The 17,729-nt window shown below is 64.2% G+C and carries 17 protein-coding genes; 9 read left to right on the forward strand and 8 right to left on the reverse strand.

The annotated features are described in order from the left end of the window. Positions 1-2: 2 nt before the first annotated feature. From GCT13_RS02440 to GCT13_RS50465, 6 genes are all read left to right on the forward strand, one after another. The gene (locus GCT13_RS02440; protein WP_152755190.1) at positions 3-689 is read left to right on the forward strand and encodes a histidinol-phosphatase; all 687 of its coding nucleotides are present in this window, start codon (positions 3-5) and stop codon (positions 687-689) included. Next, positions 686-2,320: a polynucleotide adenylyltransferase PcnB gene (gene pcnB / locus GCT13_RS02445; protein ID WP_321574152.1), complete on the forward strand. Its 1,635-nt coding sequence runs from the start codon at positions 686-688 to the stop codon at positions 2,318-2,320. The genes GCT13_RS02440 and pcnB overlap by 4 nt, the downstream gene beginning before the upstream one ends. Positions 2,321-2,368: 48 nt before the next feature. Next, the gene (folK, locus tag GCT13_RS02450) at positions 2,369-2,971 is read left to right on the forward strand and encodes a 2-amino-4-hydroxy-6-hydroxymethyldihydropteridine diphosphokinase (RefSeq protein ID WP_152755192.1); all 603 of its coding nucleotides are present in this window, start codon (positions 2,369-2,371) and stop codon (positions 2,969-2,971) included. A gap of 11 nt (positions 2,972-2,982) precedes the next feature. Further along, a complete protein-coding gene (locus tag GCT13_RS02455; protein ID WP_193727570.1) occupies positions 2,983-3,663 on the forward strand; it encodes a deoxynucleoside kinase in 681 nt (226 codons plus the stop codon). A gap of 42 nt (positions 3,664-3,705) precedes the next feature. Beyond that, complete coding sequence (panB, locus tag GCT13_RS02460) at positions 3,706-4,521, forward strand: 3-methyl-2-oxobutanoate hydroxymethyltransferase (RefSeq protein WP_152755194.1); 816 nt, start codon at positions 3,706-3,708, stop codon at positions 4,519-4,521. Between the two features lie 207 nt (positions 4,522-4,728). Further along, positions 4,729-4,860 carry a hypothetical protein gene (locus GCT13_RS50465; RefSeq protein ID WP_265335265.1) on the forward strand — a complete coding sequence of 44 codons (132 nt, stop codon included), beginning with the start codon at positions 4,729-4,731 and terminating at the stop codon, positions 4,858-4,860. A 33-nt stretch (positions 4,861-4,893) separates the two neighbouring features. Here the strand turns inward: GCT13_RS50465 and pabB are convergent, their stop codons facing one another. From pabB to grpE, 5 genes are all read right to left on the reverse strand, one after another. Then, positions 4,894-6,774 (reverse strand): aminodeoxychorismate synthase component I, encoded by a 1,881-nt coding sequence (pabB, locus tag GCT13_RS02465; protein WP_152755195.1) that lies wholly within the window; start codon positions 6,772-6,774, stop codon positions 4,894-4,896. Positions 6,775-6,798: 24 nt separating this feature from the next. Next, positions 6,799-7,932, reverse strand: a complete 1,134-nt coding sequence (gene dnaJ, locus GCT13_RS02470; protein WP_152755196.1) for a molecular chaperone DnaJ — start codon at positions 7,930-7,932, stop codon at positions 6,799-6,801. Positions 7,933-8,194: 262 nt separating this feature from the next. Continuing rightward, positions 8,195-10,150, reverse strand: coding sequence for a molecular chaperone DnaK (dnaK, locus tag GCT13_RS02475; RefSeq protein ID WP_152755197.1), 1,956 nt, complete (start codon positions 10,148-10,150; stop codon positions 8,195-8,197). Between the two features lie 152 nt (positions 10,151-10,302). Then, positions 10,303-10,827 (reverse strand): thioredoxin family protein, encoded by a 525-nt coding sequence (locus GCT13_RS02480; protein WP_152755198.1) that lies wholly within the window; start codon positions 10,825-10,827, stop codon positions 10,303-10,305. A gap of 18 nt (positions 10,828-10,845) precedes the next feature. Beyond that, entirely contained in the window at positions 10,846-11,445 is a 600-nt protein-coding gene (gene grpE / locus GCT13_RS02485; RefSeq protein WP_152755199.1) for a nucleotide exchange factor GrpE, read from the reverse strand. Positions 11,446-11,793: 348 nt separating this feature from the next. On the opposite strand from grpE, the gene GCT13_RS48135 reads away from it, so the two are divergent. Continuing rightward, complete coding sequence (locus tag GCT13_RS48135; protein WP_193727572.1) at positions 11,794-11,955, forward strand: hypothetical protein; 162 nt, start codon at positions 11,794-11,796, stop codon at positions 11,953-11,955. Here the strand turns inward: GCT13_RS48135 and GCT13_RS02490 are convergent. From GCT13_RS02490 to hrcA, 3 genes are all read right to left on the reverse strand, one after another. Next, positions 11,927-12,334: an RNA-binding S4 domain-containing protein gene (locus tag GCT13_RS02490; RefSeq protein WP_152755361.1), complete on the reverse strand. Its 408-nt coding sequence runs from the start codon at positions 12,332-12,334 to the stop codon at positions 11,927-11,929. The genes GCT13_RS48135 and GCT13_RS02490 overlap by 29 nt on opposite strands. 97 nt (positions 12,335-12,431) lie before the next feature. Then, positions 12,432-13,502, reverse strand: a complete 1,071-nt coding sequence (gene hemH, locus GCT13_RS02495; RefSeq protein WP_152755200.1) for a ferrochelatase — start codon at positions 13,500-13,502, stop codon at positions 12,432-12,434. 195 nt (positions 13,503-13,697) lie between these two features. Then, positions 13,698-14,717, reverse strand: a complete 1,020-nt coding sequence (gene hrcA / locus GCT13_RS02500) for a heat-inducible transcriptional repressor HrcA (protein ID WP_087732597.1) — start codon at positions 14,715-14,717, stop codon at positions 13,698-13,700. A gap of 306 nt (positions 14,718-15,023) precedes the next feature. Between hrcA and GCT13_RS02505 the strand changes: the two genes are divergently transcribed. Together GCT13_RS02505 and recN are read left to right on the forward strand one after the other, a co-directional pair. After that, a complete protein-coding gene (locus GCT13_RS02505; RefSeq protein ID WP_152755201.1) occupies positions 15,024-15,926 on the forward strand; it encodes an NAD kinase in 903 nt (300 codons plus the stop codon). Between the two features lie 79 nt (positions 15,927-16,005). Then, positions 16,006-17,673: a DNA repair protein RecN gene (gene recN, locus GCT13_RS02510; RefSeq protein WP_152755202.1), complete on the forward strand. Its 1,668-nt coding sequence runs from the start codon at positions 16,006-16,008 to the stop codon at positions 17,671-17,673. The last annotated feature ends 56 nt before the right edge of the window (positions 17,674-17,729 follow it).

Raw genomic sequence — 17,729 nt, forward strand, 5'->3', positions numbered from 1 at the left:
CCATGGCCAACCTCGCTCTCTTCGACCTCGATCACACGCTCATCCCCACCGACAGCGACCACGAATGGGGCCGCTTCATGGTGAAGCTCGGCATCGTCGACGCCGAGAATTTCGCGCGTGAGAACGACCGCTTCTATGCCGACTACAAGGCCGGCAAGCTAGACATTCATGCGTATCTGGTCGCCATGCTGACGCCGCTCGCGAAGTATTCGCGCGAGCAGCTGAAGGCGTGGCACGACCAGTACATGCACGAAGTGATCAAGCCCGCGATCATCCCCGCCGCGATGGAACTGGTGCGCAAGCATCGCGACGCAGGCGATCTGTGCTGCGTGGTCACTGCGACCAACGAGTTCATCACGGCGCCCATCGCCGAAGCGTTCGGCGTCGAGAAGCTGATCGCGTGCGAAGTGGAGACGATCGACGGCCATCCGGCTTCGGCCTACACGGGCTTTCCGAAGGGCACGCCTAGCTACCGCGAAGGCAAGATCGTGCGCACGGAGGAGTGGCTCGCGTCGCTGGGCAAAACATGGTCGGACTTCGAGCGCAGCTATTTCTACAGCGATTCGCACAACGACATCCCGCTGCTCGAAAAGGTCACCGACCCGATCGCGACCAATCCTGACGACACGTTGCGCGCTCACGCGCAGAAGCACGGCTGGCGCATCCTCGAACTCTTTCAACCCACGTGATCAAGAAACTCATTCGCAAGCTGCTCGGACAGGACGCGGCCCCCGCCGACGAGGCCGCGCCGTCCACTCAAACCGACGACAATCCGCCCGACGGCAACGGCCATGAACGCGTACACACGGGCCGCACGTCCGCCACGTCATCGAAAGGCAGCGCTGCATCACCGAAGGGCGGCTCGCGCCGCAAGCGGGCTGCGGCAGCCGTACCCGAGCCGGACGCGCCCGTCATCATCTCTTCCGATATTCACGGCATCGACCCGTCGCTGATTTCACGCAACGCGATCCGCGTCACGGAAGGCCTGCAGGGAGCGGGCTTCCGCGCGTTCATCGTCGGCGGTGCGGTGCGCGACCTGCTGCTCGGCATCGCCCCGAAAGACTTCGACGTCGCCACCGACGCCACGCCCGAACAGGTGCAGAAGCTCTTTCGCCGCGCGCGCATCATCGGGCGGCGCTTTCAGATCGTGCATGTGCAGTTCGGCCAGGAAATCATCGAGACGTCGACGTTCCGCGCGCTGGTCGACGCGCCGGCCGCCGACGCCGACATCAGCGCCGCGCCGCCGCGCCGCCTGAAGCGCGACGAGCTGGACCGGCGCACGCATGCCGTCGATGCGAGCGGCCGCGTGCTGCGCGACAACGTCTGGGGCGAGCAGCACGAAGACGCAACGCGACGCGACTTCACCGTCAACGCGATGTACTACGACCCCGCGACGCAGACGGTGCTCGACTATCACAACGGCATGTCCGATGTGCGCGCGCGCCTCTTGCGCATGATCGGCGACCCGGCCACGCGCTATCGCGAAGACCCGGTGCGCATGCTGCGCGTCGTGCGCTTCGCCGCGAAGCTCGATTTCGAAATCGAGGAAGCGACGCGCGCGCCGATCACGGATCTCGCCGATCTGGTCAACAACGTGCCCGCCGCGCGTCTCTTCGACGAGATGCTGAAGCTGCTGTTGTCGGGCCATGCGCTCGCGTGTCTTCAGCGTCTGCGCAAGGAAGGCCTGCATCACGGCCTGCTGCCGCTGCTCGACGTCGTGCTCGAACAGCCGCACGGCGAGCGGTTCATCACGCTCGCGCTGAACAACACCGACGCGCGCGTTCGCGCTGGCAAGCCGGTCTCGCCGGGCTTTCTGTTCGCGACGCTCCTGTGGCACGACGTGCAGCAACGCTGGCAGCAATACGAGGCGAACGCCGAGTATCCGGTGCCCGCGCTGCATCAGGCAATGGACGACGTGCTCGACATGCAGACCGAAAAGCTCGCGATTCACAAGCGCTTCTCGTCGGACATGCGCGAGATCTGGGGCCTCCAGCATCGGCTCGAAAAACGCTCGGGCCGGACCGCGCTGAAGCTGCTGGAACACCAAAGATTTAGAGCGGGGTATGATTTCCTCCTGTTGCGCTGCGAATCGGGCGAACTGGATGAGTCGGTCGGTTCGTGGTGGACGGAGTTCATCGAAGGAGACGCTGCCGCGCGCGAAGCACTGCTTGCGCAAGGCGGGAAGGACCGGACGCCCAGAAAACGACGGCGACGCAGCAGCCGGAACCGCAGCAAACAGGGCGACGGAATGGAGGGCGGCACGGGTTCAGGAAACCGCGCAGCGAACGATGCGAGCCAAGACGGCCCGCGTGACGACTGACGCAGTTCCGGCGCGCGCCGTCGAACGCAAGTTGCAGGAAGTTATGCCATGACGGTTGCCTATCTCGGCCTGGGCGCGAATCTCGGGGACGCGCGCCAGACCCTGAAAGACGCGGTGGTGTGCCTCGCACAACAGCACACCATCACCGTGCTCGCGAAATCGAGCTTCTATCGAACCGCCCCGATCGACGCGGGCGGCGACGACTATCTGAATCTCGTCGTGAAGCTCGAAACGACGATGCCCGTGCGGCATCTGCTCGCGCTGTGTCACAAGATCGAGCATCAGTTCGGCCGCGAGCGCCCCTTTCGCAACGCGCCGCGCACGCTCGATCTCGACATCCTGCTTTACGGCGAACACGCAATCGACGAACCGGATTTGATCGTGCCGCATCCGCGCATGACGGAGCGCGCGTTCGTACTCGTGCCGCTCGTCGAAATCGAACCCAAGCTGATCATTCCGCAACGCGGCCGCGCCGATTCGTTTCTTGCGGCCGTCGCGGATCAGCGGATCGAGAAGATGAAGTCGGCGTGTCAATGTCCGATGAGCAACGTGGCAATCTCAGCGGCAAACCCGGCGACAGACGCAACCACAAGCGCGACAACAACCGGTGACAGCGAAGCGGGCAACGCCCCCAAGGGCGGTTGCCGATGAACTCGCTGCCGATGACCGCCCCGCCGCTCACCGTCACCGCACCCGATCTGCGTCCACCGCATGGCTATCTGACGATCGAAGGGCCGATCGGCGTAGGCAAGACCTCGCTCGCGCGCCGGCTCGCGCAACGATGGTCGATGCACGAACTCTTCGAGCGCCCGCAGGACAATCCGTTTCTCGAACGCTTCTATCGCGACACATCGCACTATGCGTTGCCCGCGCAACTGAGCTTCGCGTTGCAGCGTGCGCAGCAGGTGCAGGACATCGATGCGCTGCGCACGGCAGGCACGCCGCTCATCACCGATTTCATGACGCAGAAGAATGACATCTTCGCGCGTCTGACGCTGCAGGACGACGAATACCAGTTGTACCGCGCGCTTGCAGCGAAGCTCGATGTGCCGGGACCATCGCCCGATCTGATCATCTATCTGCAGGCGAGCCCCGAGGTGCTGTTCTCGCGCATCCAGAAGCGCGCGGTGCCGATGGAACTGCAGATCTCGGATGCGTACCTGCGCTCGCTGTGCGACGCGTACAACGAGTTCTTCTATCACTATGACGGCGCGCCGGTTCTCACCGTCAACGCCGAACACCTGAATCCGCTCGATTCCGACGCGGACCTTGCTTTGCTCGTCGAGCGTGTCGAAACGATGCGCGGGCGCAAGGAATTCTTTGTCAAAGGCTCCGCGCTATAGCGTCTGGCTGTAGCGCGCTGCCGCATTCCCAACGGACATCCCATGACCTATTTGCAGGAGACGAGCCGCAGCGCCGTCACGGTCCCGAAACTGCAGGCGATGCGCGAGGCCGGCGAGAAGATCGCCATGCTCACGTGCTACGACGCGAGCTTCGCGGCACTGCTCGACCGCGCGGGCGTCGACGTGCTGCTGATCGGCGATTCGCTCGGCAACGTGCTGCAAGGACAAACGACGACGCTGCCCGTCACGCTCGATGACATCGCTTATCACACGGCGTGCGTCGCGCGCGCGCAGCCGTCCGCGTTGATCGTCGCCGACATGCCGTTCGGCACGTACGGCACGCCCACCGATGCGTTCGCGAGCGCCGTCAAGCTGATGCAGGCGGGCGCGCAGATGGTGAAGCTCGAAGGCGGCGCGTGGCTCGCGGATACGGTGCGCTTTCTCGTCGAACGCGCGGTGCCCGTGTGCGCGCATGTCGGGCTCACGCCGCAATCGGTGCACGCGTTCGGCGGCTTCAAGGTGCAAGGCAAGACGGAAGCGGGCGCGAGCCAGCTGCTGCGCGATTCGCGCGCGATGCAGGACGCGGGCGCGCAACTGCTCGTGATGGAAGCGATGCCGACGCTGCTCGCCGCCGAAGTCACAACGCAACTGCGCATTCCGACGATCGGCATCGGTGCGGGCGTCGAGTGCTCGGGTCAGGTGCTGGTGCTGCACGACATGCTGGGTATTTTCCCCGGCAAGCGTCCGCGCTTCGTGAAGGATTTCATGCAGGGACAGCCAAGCATCCCGGCTGCCGTCGAAACGTATGTGCGTGCCGTGAAGGACGGCACGTTTCCGGGTGCCGAGCACACGTTCTGAGTACACGCTCGCTGAGAGCACACGCGCGGCGGCGCGTGGTGATACATACATGCGCCACCACCGCTGCTGTTGGGGTTCAGTCGCCAACTGGAGCTGAACCGGCCGTCCCGAATCTTTTAAGACCGGTCCGATTCAGCGTGCAATTCCCGTCGTCTACCTTCGTTCTCTTTTCAACGCGCGGACCCGCGCGTCAACGGAGAGACGACCATGAGCCCCTTTTGCCTGATCGACGTCACGAGCATTCGTGATAACGCAAGCCACCCTCATCAACACGACGTCACCTGGCACGAGCGTCTCGCCGCGTGGATCGTGCGACTGATTCATCGCCATCACGGCTGATGCGTACCCTCTCCGATCTGCCGGCCAGAACGATCAACCGATAATCCGCGCCGGCAACGCCCCGCGCAGCGCATTGCAGAGCATCAGCGCTTCTGCGTTCGACACATCATCCCGAGTCAATACGCGCTCGCCCGCCTGCATCGCAGGATCATCGAGCAGCACACTCCGCATCACGCCCGGCAACACGCCCGACGACAACGGCGGCGTCCACCACCGGCCTTCAAGCTTTACGAACACGTTTGATCGTCCGCCCTCGGTCAACTCGCGTTTCTCGTTGAAGAACAGCATATCGAACGCATCGTGCGTTTCGGCTTCGCGCCAGCCGCGATCGTATTCCGCGCGGCGCGTCGTCTTGTGCAGCAGCAGCGGATCTGCCGCCTGCATCGTCGCGAACCCGTGATCGGGACCGAGCAGCACGCCGACAACTTCCTCCGTCAGCGGGACGAGCAGCGCGGAGGTGATTTCCACCGCGCCCGTCTTGTCGAGCGTCAGCCGCATCCGGTGCGGCGTGTCGGCGCGCAGCGCGGCGCATTGCGCGGCGAGTTTCGCGCGCACGGCCTCTTCGTCGAAACCGAAGCCCAGCCAGCGGGCGCTGTTTCCAAGCCGCGCGATATGGCGATCGAGGTGGCGCACACCGTCCTCGCGCGTCGCGTACATCGTTTCGAACAGCTGGAAACCGGGATCGGCTTCCGTCAGGAAACGCGCTTTCAATTTGCACTCCGCGTATTCGTCTTGCGCGACGCTATCGAGCACGATACCCGCGCCGATGCCCATTTCGCCGCGTCGCCGGCCGGCCTGCGTCGGCGCGCCGAGCGTCAGCGTGCGGATCGCCACCGACAGGCAAAAATCGCCGCACTGCCGGCCGACCGTTTCGCCGAGATCCGGCTGCGCATCGAGCCAGCCGATCGCGCCCGTGTACAAGCCTCGCGGCGTCGATTCGAGCTGCTCGATCAGTTGCATCGTCTTGTGCTTCGGCGCGCCCGTGATCGAGCCGCATGGAAAGAGCGCGCGCAGGACCTCGGCGAACGTGGTGCGCGCGCGCAGCGTCGCCGTGACAGTCGATGTCATCTGCCACAACGACTGATACGGCTCGATCGAAAAGAGCGCCGGTGTCTTCACCGTGCCCGTTTCGGCAATCCGCGACAGGTCGTTGCGCAGCAAGTCGACGATCATCACGTTTTCCGCGCGATTCTTTGGATCGTGGGCGAGAAAATCGGCGGCTGCGTGGTCTTGCGCCGCATCCGCCGAGCGCGGCATGGTGCCCTTCATCGGCCGTGTGCGCAGCGAAGCGCCCTTCTTCTCGACGAACAGTTCCGGTGAGCAGGACACGACCCAACGGCCGTCCGGTAACGCGATCAGCGCGCCGTAATGCACCGACTGCCGCGCGCGCAGCCGCCGGAACAGCGCGGCGGGCGTGCCGAACACGTCGAAGTCGAGCCGGTACGTGTAGTTGATCTGATAAGAGTCGCCGGCGCGCAAGGCGTCGTGAATGGCGCCGATGGCCTGCGTGAACTCGCGTTCATCGACGCTCGCCTCGACGCCGCCGATGCCCGCCACCGACGGCTCGACAGCCGCGCTGTCGTGCAGCGCGAGCCATGTGTCGACCTCGTCGCGCGACATCTTCTGGCAAGAATCGAACAACAAAAAACGCAGCGTGCCAGCGGCGCGCTGCGTCTTCTGATGCATAGCCTGTCCGAACTCGTAGTCGGCCAGCACGACGGCGAAAAGGCCGCTGTTCACATCGGCCGACGCCGCCTCGCAGACGGCATCCAGTTGCGCGACGTCAGTGCAGGCGCGCTCGTGCCGGAAGCCGGTGTAGAGCCGGCTCGACCGGCGACCCGGTGTCGAGTCGCAGTCGTCCAGCAACGCGAAGACGGTGCCTCTTTCGTGAGCCGCTGTTTCGTGAGACGTCATGCATACCGCCAACTTCGGAACGCGTTAGTCGAAGAAGCTCTTGACCCGGTCGAACCAGCTCTTGCTCTGCGGGCTGTGACGCGCGCCGCCTTCGACCAGCGACTTCTCGAACTGCTGCAACAACTCGCGCTGCGACTCGGTGAGCTTGACGGGCGTTTCCACCTGCACATGCACGTAGAGATCGCCAGCGATGCTCGAGCGCAGACCCTTGATGCCCTTGCTGCGCAGACGGAACGTCTTGCCCGACTGCGTGCCTTCCGGCACGGTGAAGCTCGCACGCCCTGCGAGCGTCGGCACTTCGATCTCGCCGCCCAGTGCCGCCTTCGTGAACGGGATCGGCATCTGGCAATGCAGGTCGTCGCCGTCGCGCTCGAACACCGGGTGCGCCTTGATGTGAATCTCGACGTACAGGTCTCCCGACGGACCGCCGTTGATGCCCGGCTCGCCATTGCCCGCCGAACGGATGCGCATGCCGTCGTCGATGCCTGCCGGAATCTTCACTTCCAGCGTCTTGGTTTCCTTCGTCTTGCCTGCGCCGTGGCAATGCGTGCAAGGCTCGGGAATGTGGGTGCCCGTCCCGTGGCACTTCGGACACGTCTGCTGGATGCTGAAGAAGCCCTGCGACATCCGCACCGCGCCCGCGCCGTTACAGGTCGGGCACGTCTCCGGCTTCGTACCCGGCTTCGCGCCCGAGCCATGGCAGACTTCACACGACACCCAGCTCGGCACGCGGATCTGGGTATCGTAACCGTGCGCGGCCTGTTCGAGCGTGATTTCCATGCTGTAGCGCAGGTCGGCGCCGCGATACACCTGCGGACCGCTGCGGCCGCCGCGTCCACCGCCCGCCGCCTGGCCGAAGATGTCGCCGAAAATATCGCCGAATGCGTCGGCAAAACCGCCGAAACCCTGAGCGCCCGCACCCGCCATGTTCGGATCGACGCCCGCGTGGCCGTACTGGTCGTAGGCCGCGCGCTTTTGCGAGTCCGACAGCATTTCATAGGCTTCCTTCACCTCTTTGAAATGCTCTTCCGTATCCTTGTTGCCCGGATTGCGGTCGGGGTGGTACTTCATCGCGAGCTTGCGATAAGCCTTCTTGATTTCGTCGTCGCTCGCGTTCTTTGCGAGGCCCAGAACGTCGTAGTAATCCCGTTTCGCCATATCGGTTCAGCGCCATCCGCGCAATGCGGCGCGGCGGCTCCTCTTGAATGCTGGAGTCTCGCGACTCGTAAGGCTTGGGCCCCGACCATAATTACGGGTCAAAAGCCGCGCCCTCCATAAAACAAATGTGCCCGGAGAGCCTAAAAGGCTCGCCAGGCGCGTGATCCGGTCAAACGCCCCAGACTTATGTCAGGCGCCAACCTTTTGCAGCCGGGCTGCGCATATCGCCATGCGCAGCCTTGCGGTTAAAGAGCAACCCGGCTTAGTCCTTCTTCACTTCCTTGAACTCGGCGTCGACGACGTCGTCGGCCTGCTGCTGGCTCGCGCCACCCGATGCTTCCGCACCGGCCGCACCGCCTGCACCCGCGGCGCCTGCTGCACCTTGCGCCTGCATGTCGGCGTACATCTTTTCGCCGAGCTTCTGCGACGCCGTTGCAACCGTCTCGATCTTCGCCTCGATCGCAGCCTTGTCGCTCGAGCCGCTCTTCAGCGTCTCTTCGAGATCCTTCAGCGCGGCTTCGATCTTTTCCTTCTCGCCCGCGTCCAGCTTGTCGCCGTACTCGGTGAGCGCCTTCTTCGTGCTGTGGACCAGCGCGTCGCCCTGGTTGCGGGCATCCGCCAGTTCACGCAGCTTGTGATCTTCTTCCGCGTTCGCTTCCGCGTCCTTCACCATCTTCTGGATTTCGGCCTCGGACAGACCCGAGTTCGCCTTGATCGTGATGCGGTTTTCCTTGCCCGTCGCCTTATCCTTCGCGCCGACGTGCAGAATGCCGTTCGCGTCGATGTCGAAGGTCACTTCGATCTGCGGCACGCCGCGCGGTGCGGGCGGAATGCCTTCCAGGTTGAACTCGCCCAGCAGCTTGTTGCCCGCCGCCATTTCGCGCTCGCCCTGGAACACCTTGATCGTCACGGCCGACTGGTTGTCGTCCGCCGTCGAATACACCTGAGCGTGCTTCGTCGGGATCGTGGTGTTCTTGTTGATCATCTTCGTCATCACGCCGCCGAGCGTTTCGATGCCCAGCGACAGCGGCGTCACGTCCAGCAGCAACACGTCCTTGCGGTCACCCGACAGCACCTGGCCCTGGATCGCCGCGCCGACAGCGACGGCTTCGTCCGGGTTCACGTCACGGCGCGGTTCCTTGCCGAAGAACTCCTTCACCTTTTCCTGCACCTTCGGCATGCGCGTCTGGCCGCCGACGAGAATCACGTCGTCGATTTCGCCGACCTTCACGCCTGCGTCCTTGATCGCGATGCGGCACGGTTCGATCGTGCGCTCGATCAGGTCTTCGACCAGCGCTTCCAGCTTGGCGCGCGTGATCTTCAGGTTCAGGTGCTTCGGACCCGACGCGTCCGCCGTGATGTACGGCAGGTTGATTTCCGTCTGCTGACCCGACGACAGTTCGATCTTCGCCTTTTCAGCGGCTTCCTTCAGGCGTTGCAGCGCGAGCACGTCCTTCGACAGATCGACGCCCTGCTCTTTCTTGAACTCGCCGATGATGTAGTCGATGATGCGCTGGTCGAAGTCTTCACCGCCGAGGAACGTGTCGCCGTTCGTCGACAGCACTTCGAACTGCATCTCGCCGTCCACGTCCGCGATTTCGATGATCGAAATGTCGAACGTGCCGCCGCCCAGGTCGAACACCGCGATCTTGCGGTCACCCTTTTCGGCCTTGTCCAGGCCGAATGCGAGCGCAGCCGCCGTCGGTTCGTTGATGATCCGCTTGACTTCCAGACCGGCGATGCGGCCCGCGTCCTTCGTGGCCTGGCGCTGGCTGTCGTTGAAGTACGCCGGCACCGTGATCACAGCTTCCGTGACCGGCTCGCCGAGGTAGTCTTCAGCCGTCTTCTTCATCTTGCGCAGGACTTCGGCAGACACCTGCGACGGTGCGAGTTTTTGCCCGTGCGCTTCGACCCACGCGTCGCCGTTATCGTGCTTGACGATCTTGTAGGGCATCAGGCCGATGTCCTTCTGCACTTCCTTTTCTTCGAAGCGGCGGCCGATCAGGCGCTTGACCGCGTACAGCGTGTTCTTCGGGTTGGTGACCGACTGACGCTTCGCCGGTGCGCCGACGAGCACTTCGTTGTCGTCCATATAGGCGATGATCGACGGCGTGGTACGAGCACCTTCCGAGTTCTCGATCACCTTGACCTGGTTGCCTTCCATCAGCGCCACGCACGAGTTGGTGGTGCCGAGGTCGATGCCGATGATTTTGCCCATTTTTACTAATCTCCTGACTTTGATCGTTGCGGGCATCGCTGGCTGGCCCATCCGGCCACCGGGCGCCCCGCCCTGAATTTCAACCTGCACTCAACATAAGTGCACCCGCATCGTTTTCAAGACCCCAAATACGATGCGGTCATTAAATTTTTTCAATCGGTGCGGCCGTTGTCCGAGGCCGGTTCAACGGTCCCGCCAGCGGCGCCTGGGCCGGATGAGCACGGTCCAGCCGCCGCCGCTGCGCCTGGACGGGCAGTGTCTGCACCTGCAGCGCCCAGACCGGCCGCGCCTAAACCGGCCGTGCGCATTTTCTCACGGGCCGCGCCGACGGCCGCCTCGAACTGCGCGAGGCCGTGCCAGCCGGTCGCCCGGCCGAGGCGCTTGCCGCGATGGAAGAAGAACCATGTCGGCACGCCGTGCAGCATGAAGCGCCTGCCGAGATCGCGATGCTCGTAGACGTTGCTGTGAAACCACCGCAGGCCGAGCGCGCGGATCGCGTCCGGCTGCGCGAGCATCGCCTTCTTCGCGATCTCGCAGTTGTAGCAGTCGAGCCCCCAGAAAAACACCACGGCCAGTTCCTCCCCCGCGGACTGCAGCCCGGCGTCGAAGGTTTCGGCGGTGAGTTCCTGCATGTCGAAGGCTGCGAACGCGGCACTGTCGACGGGTATTCCGGCCATGTCGGTACGGACAGGCGCTTACTTGGGCGCCGCGACCGTCACCAGCGCCGGACGCAGCACGCGATCGGCGATCACGTAGCCCTTTTGCAGCACGGCGACGACCGTGTTTGGCTCCTGCTCGGCCGGCACCATCGAAATGGCCTGATGTCGATGCGGATCGAACTTCTCGCCGACCGGGTTCAGCGCGACGACCTTGCCCTTTTCGAGCGCGCCCGTCAGCTGACGCAGCGTGAGTTCAACGCCTTCGCGCACCTTCGCCAGATCGTCGGTCGAATGCGCAACGGCGGCTTCGAGGCTGTCGACGACGGGCAGCAGATGCTCCGCAAAACTTTCGATCGCGAATTTGTGCGCCTTCGCGACGTCTTCCTGGCCGCGGCGGCGAACGTTTTCCGTCTCCGCTTTCGCGCGCAGGAAGCTTTCCTGCAGTTCAGCTACTTTCGCCTGAGCGTCGGCCAGCGCGGCCTCGACACCTGCCGGCGCGGCTTGCGCCGGCTGTTCGGCAGCGCCCGCTTCCGGCTGCTGTGCCTGCTGCTCGCCCGATGCGGCCTCTGCGGCCTGGCGCGCTTCGTCGGCGGGCGTGGGGTTCTGGCTCGTCGGTTTCTCTTGCGTGTTTTCCATGTCGCTGAAATTCAAAAAAAATTAAGGCCAAGAAACGGCGGCAGGGCCAATGCGGATCGCCCGATGGGTGTCGTACCGCTACGACCTGCCGGCCGCGCATCAACCGTTCAAGTTAGGGCGCGTACGCCGTATTTCAAGGCACCCGCAAGGCTTTTTGCACCTTGCAGACGCCCGGAAATGCGCGGTAACAAGCATTTCAGGCGCGTCATCATAATAAGATTGAGCGCGCTGCGCGAGTGTCCTAAACTCATCTTGAGCGTCCGAAAAGGCACGTTAACCCTAACCTGACGCCCACCTTACCACTAGCTGAACCGCCCGTTTCCGCTTGCAATCTCCAAGGGGAGTACCGTGAAACTGACCTTCGCTATATCGGTGGTCGCAATGGTACTCATTGCAGGCACCACGACCATCTGCATGTCCGGGGTCGTCAACGACCGCACCACCGAATACGGCGGCGTGCACGCGACGATCGAACAGCTGTTCAACCCCTACTGGAAATTTTGTCGATAACGCGTCTGTCGCGCTTGGTCGGCCGGCCATGTAATCCGGCGGCCGGCTCGCGATATGTCTTGCGCCGCTCATGCTCGAGCTGGCGCTTCTGCCTGCTCTCTTCGGTTTCCACGTAGAGCGTCTGCGCGACGCTCGCCGGGCCGCGCACGTCGCATACGCCGAGCACTTCAACCTGCCACACGACCCGTTCGATTTCGATCTCAACCATATCGCCGACGCGCACATCCTTCGCCGGCTTCACGGCCGCACCGCCGATCCGCACCCGGCCTTTCTCGACGGCATCCGCCGCCAGCGAGCGCGTCTTGAAGAAGCGCGCGGCCCACAGCCATTTGTCGATGCGCAAGCGCGCGCCAGATTCGGTAGAAATCTTGTAGTTCATCAGTCCTTCTTCGAGCGCCCGAGGCGCGGTCATACAGAGTACGTCTGGAAAAGCGTCAGCCGGTCTTGGATGCACGTTGCATGCCGGACATGGAATTTCAAGCCACGGATGCGCTTTGCGGCACGTTCGCCTGAACCGGCCAGCCTTGCAGATGCTGCGCAACGATTTCGCCGAGCGCCGCGATCCATGCCGGCGACGCGTTCAGGCAGGGAATAGCGTGAAAAACTTTCCCGCCAGCGTGAACGAATTCGTCACGCACCTCCATGCCGATTTCCTCGATGGTTTCGAGGCAGTCGGCCGTGAAGCCCGGACAGAACAGATCCGCGCGACGCACGCCCGCCGCGCCCAGTTCCTTCAGCGTCGGCGCCGTATAAGGCTGCAGCCACTCCGCCTTGCCGAAGCGCGACTGGAACGTCACGCGGCACTCGACGGACGTGAGCCCGAGCGCGTGCATCAACAGCGACGCCGTCTGCTGACACTGCTCGTGATATGGGTCGCCCAGATCGAGCGTGCGCTTCGGCACGCCGTGGAAGCTCAGCACGAGCTTGTCGCCGGCAGCGAAATCGGGACGGCCGTGCGTGTGCCAATAGTGATTCACCTGCGCGGCCAGCGCCGCGATATACGCGGGATGGTCCGCGTACTGGCGCACGGTGCGGATTTCCGGCTGATTGCGCATCCGCTTGAACGCGGCGAATGCATCGTCGAAAGCGGTGGCCGTGGTCGACGACGAATACTGCGGGTACATCGGCATCAGCAGGATGCGCTCGGCGCCTGCCAGCTTGAGCTGGTTGAGCATCGCTGGAATGCCGGGCGTGCCGTAGCGCATCGCATAATCGACGATCACTGCGTAGTCGTTCACCTGCAGCAGATGCCGCAGCCCTTCCACCTGCTTTTCCGTGTGCACGCGCAACGGCGAGCCTTCCGGCATCCACACGGCTGCGTACTTCTTCGCCGATGCCGCGCCACGAAACGGCAGGATCAGCAGACGCAGGATGATCTGCCACAGGAACGATGGAATCTCGACCACGCGCGGATCGGACAGGAACTGCGCGAGATAGCGTCGCACGGCGCGAGGCGTCGGCGCATCGGGCGTACCGAGGTTGATGAGCAGTACGGCGACACGATGTGCCGCGGCAGGCTGCGAAGGCCGCTCGAGGTCGAAGCGCATAGGCTGGAGAAACGCCGCGCAAGCGCGGCACGTAATGGTCGTATTGAACGTATTGGGCTGGAGATCATTATAGCGGCGCGGTCTGCCGCCGATACCTGGCCATTCGGCCAATTGGCACGGCGGAAAACGCCGTGCATGATGACCATCATGACGGCGGCGATGCGCCGATGAATGCAGCGCGCCTTTTACTGCTGCTTATTGCTGGCTGAGCGTCATCGAAAGCAGGCGCGCGGTGATGTCGACGATGGGGATCACGCGGTTGTACGCCATGCGCGTCGGCCCGATCACGCCGAGCGTGCCGACTATCTGGCCGTTCACCTCGTACGGCGCGGTTACGACGCTCATTTCCTCGATGGGGACGAGATTCGATTCGCCGCCAATGAAAATCTGCACGCCTTGCGCGTGACTCGACACGTCGAGCAGCTGAAGGAGACTCGTCTTTTGATCGAACACATCGAAGAGCTTGCGCAGCCGCGCCATGTCCGAAGAAAGATCGGCCACTTCGAGCAGATTGCGCTCGCCGGAAATCAGCACGGTTTCGCCCGTGTCTGTGACGTCGGTGCTCGCGGTGACGGCCGCGTGCATCAGCGTCGTCATGTCGCCGCGCAATTCGTCGATCTCTTCGCGCAGACGCCTTCGCACTTCGTCGAACGACAGGCCGGCGAAGTGCGCGTTGATGTAATTGGATGCCTCGGTGAGCTGCGACGGCGTGAAATCGCGCTGCGTCGCCATGATGCGGTTCTGCACGTCGCCTTCGGGCGTCACGATGATCAGCAGGATGCGCTTGTCGGACAGGCGCAGGAACTCGATCTGCTTGAACACGTGGCTGCGGCGCGGCGTCAGGATCACGCCCGCGAACTGCGACAGGTTGGACAGCACGCTCGCCGCCGCGGCGACCACCTTCTGCGGCTCGCCGGGCTGAAGCGTCGTCTTCACCGCGCGCATCACGGCATCGTCATCGGCGGCGGGCTCGACGGTCAGCATCGTGTCGACGAAAAGCCGGTAGCCGCGTGGCGTCGGAATGCGTCCCGCCGATGTATGCGGACTGATGACGAGGCCCAGCTCCTCCAGATCGGACATCACGTTGCGGATGGTTGCCGGGCTGAGCTCGAGCCCGGAATACCGCGACAATGTGCGCGAGCCAACCGGCTGACCCTCGGCGATATATCGCTCGATCAGCGTTTTCAGGAGGGTTTGTGCGCGAGGATCTAGCATGGCGAGGAAATTTTAGCGTAATGACCGAACAGCGAACCGAACAGCCGTCCATACAGCGGCGAGCACACGCCAGCACGCAGCGCAACGGGCACGCTGCCGCAGGCCACGCGCTGCGCGGCACCCCATCCGCTCTCGCGCCGCCGCTCGTTCGCCTATGCAGTCGTCACGTCTGTCATGAGGACTTCACCATTCTAACGATAATCGGCCAATGGCTGGATGGCAGCGCGCGGCGACGGGGCATCCGCCCGCCCGGCGCACCCGCCGCCGACGGTTCTTTTCGGGTCGCACCTATGGTGTAATGCCGGCATGCAAGCTAACAGCCAGTTCAAGACCGTTGCGCTCGTCGGGCGCAGCAACACGCCGGGCATCGGGGAGCCGCTGACCGCGCTCGCCACGTGCGTCGAAAAGCTCGGCTTCGAGGTCGCGTTCGAGGCGGAAACCGCGCACGAAATCGGCGTGACGCGCTGGCCCATGCTGCGTCCGGCCGAGATCGGCGCGCGCGCGGACGTCGCGATCGTGCTCGGCGGCGACGGCACGATGCTCGGCATCGGCCGCCAACTGGCGCCGTACAAGACACCGCTCATCGGCATCAACCACGGGCGGCTCGGCTTCATCACCGACATCCCGTTTTCCGATATGCGCGAGATCATCCCGCAGATGCTGTCGGGCAGCTTCGAGCGCGAAGAGCGCACGCTGCTCGAATCGCGGATCATGCGCGCCGGCCAGCCGATCTACCACGCGCTCGCGTTCAACGACGTCGTCGTGAACCGTTCGGGCTTTTCGGGCATGGCGGAACTGCGCGTGTCGGTGGACGGGCGCTACATGTACGACCAGCGCTCGGACGGTCTGATCGTCGCGACGCCGACGGGCTCGACGGCTTATGCGCTGTCGTCGCAGGGGCCGATCCTGCATCCGCAGCTCCAGGGCCTCGTGCTCGTGCCGATCGCGCCGCACGCGCTGTCGAACCGGCCTATCGTGCTGCCCGACGATTCGAAGGTCAGCATCCAGATCATCTCGGGCCGCGACGTCAACGTGAACTTCGACATGCAGTCGTTCACCGCACTCGAACTGAACGATACGATCGACGTGCGCCGCTCGCGCCATACGGTGCCGTTCCTGCACCCCGTCGGCTACAGCTATTACGCGACGCTGCGCAAGAAGCTGCACTGGAACGAGTACCCGTCGCGCGAAGACGACCCTGACGACTGAACCCGCCCCGCACCGCCCGTAAACATAGCAAGACACCGTAACGCCAACCATCACGCAAGCCACGCCAGACAGACGAGCCATGCTCCGCCACCTCTCGATACGCGACTTCGTCATCGTCGCCGCGCTCGACCTCGAATTCGACAGCGGCTTTACGGTCTTCTCCGGCGAAACGGGCGCCGGCAAATCCATTCTGATCGACGCGCTCGCGCTGGCGCTCGGCTCGCGCGCCGATGCGAGCGTCGTTCGCACAGGCGAAGCGCGCGCGGACATCACGGCGGAGTTCGAAACGCACCCGCTCGCCGATGCATGGCTCGACGAACAGGCGCTCGCCGCCGATGAAACGGAACATGGCAACACGGTGATGCTGCGGCGCGTGATCGATGCGAACGGCCGCTCGCGGGCGTTCATCAACGGCACGGCAGCGACGCTCACGCAACTGCGCGAAGTCGGCGAAATGCTCGTGGATATTCACGGCCAGCACGCGCATCAACTCCTGATGCGGCCCGATGCGCAACGCGAGCTGTTCGATACGCACGCGGGACTGCTCGATACGACGGCCGCCGTCACGCGCGCGTGGCGTGCGTGGCGCGATGCGGGGCAGGCCGTCGAAACAGCGCAAACCAGGGACCGCGAGCTGCAACTGGAACGCGAGCGGCTCGCGTGGCAGCTCACCGAACTGGACAAGCTCGCGCCCCAGCCCGGCGAGTGGGAAGAGGTCAACGCGGAGCATCGGCGGCTGTCGCATTCGGCGAATCTGATCGACGGCGTGCAGGGCGCGCTGTCTGCGCTGTCCGAATCCGACGACGCGATGATCGGGCATCTATCGTCGATCATCTCGAAGCTGCGCGATCTCGCCGAGATCGATCCCGAGTTGAACGACGCGCTCGCCGCGCTGGAGCCGGCCGAAATCCAGTTGCAGGAAGCCGCGTACTCGCTGAGTCATTACGCGCAGCGGCTCGAACTCGATCCCGATCGGCTCGCTCAGGTCGAAAAGCGCCTCGACGCGCTGCACTCGGCTGCGCGCAAGTTCCGTCTGCAACCCGAAGCGCTGCCGCAAGAGCATCAGGAGCGCCGCGAGCAGCTCGCGAAGCTCGATGCCGCCGCCGATCTCGACGCGCTCCGTGCCGCCGAGGCCAAGGCGAAAGACGCGTACCTCGCCGAAGCGAAGGTGCTGTCGAAGGCGCGCACGAAGGCGGCGAAGGCGCTGGGCGCGGCCGTGACGACGGGCATGCAGGAACTGTCGATGGCGGGCGGCAGCTTCGAAGTCGCGCTCGTGCCGCTGCCCGAAGGCGGCGCGCATGGCATGGAGCAGATCGAATTCCGCGTCGCCGGTCATGCGGGCGTGCCGCTGCGGCCGCTCGCGAAAGTCGCCTCAGGCGGCGAGCTCGCGCGTATCAGTCTCGCGCTCGCGGTGATCGCGAGCACGGCGAGCCCGACGCCCACGCTGATCTTCGACGAAGTGGACACGGGTATCGGCGGTGGTGTCGCGGAAGTGGTCGGCCGTCTGCTGCATCAGCTCGGCGAGCATCGGCAGGTGCTGTGCGTGACGCACCTGCCGCAAGTCGCCGCACGCGGCGATCATCACTTCCAGGTCGCGAAGAGCGGCAACGGCAAAGGCAGTACGATCAGCACCGTCACGTCGCTGGACAAGACGAGCCGTATCGAAGAAGTCGCGCGCATGCTGGGCGGCCTGGAGATCACGGCCACCACGCGCAAGCACGCGAAGGAAATGCTCACGACGGCCTGAGTCCCGAACGGCGCTCGTCCTCAGAGAGCGCCGTGAGGCGAACGACCTCCCCGCAA

Origin of the sequence: Paraburkholderia franconis (assembly GCF_009362735.1) — a bacterium.
GTDB lineage: Bacteria > Pseudomonadota > Gammaproteobacteria > Burkholderiales > Burkholderiaceae > Paraburkholderia > Paraburkholderia franconis.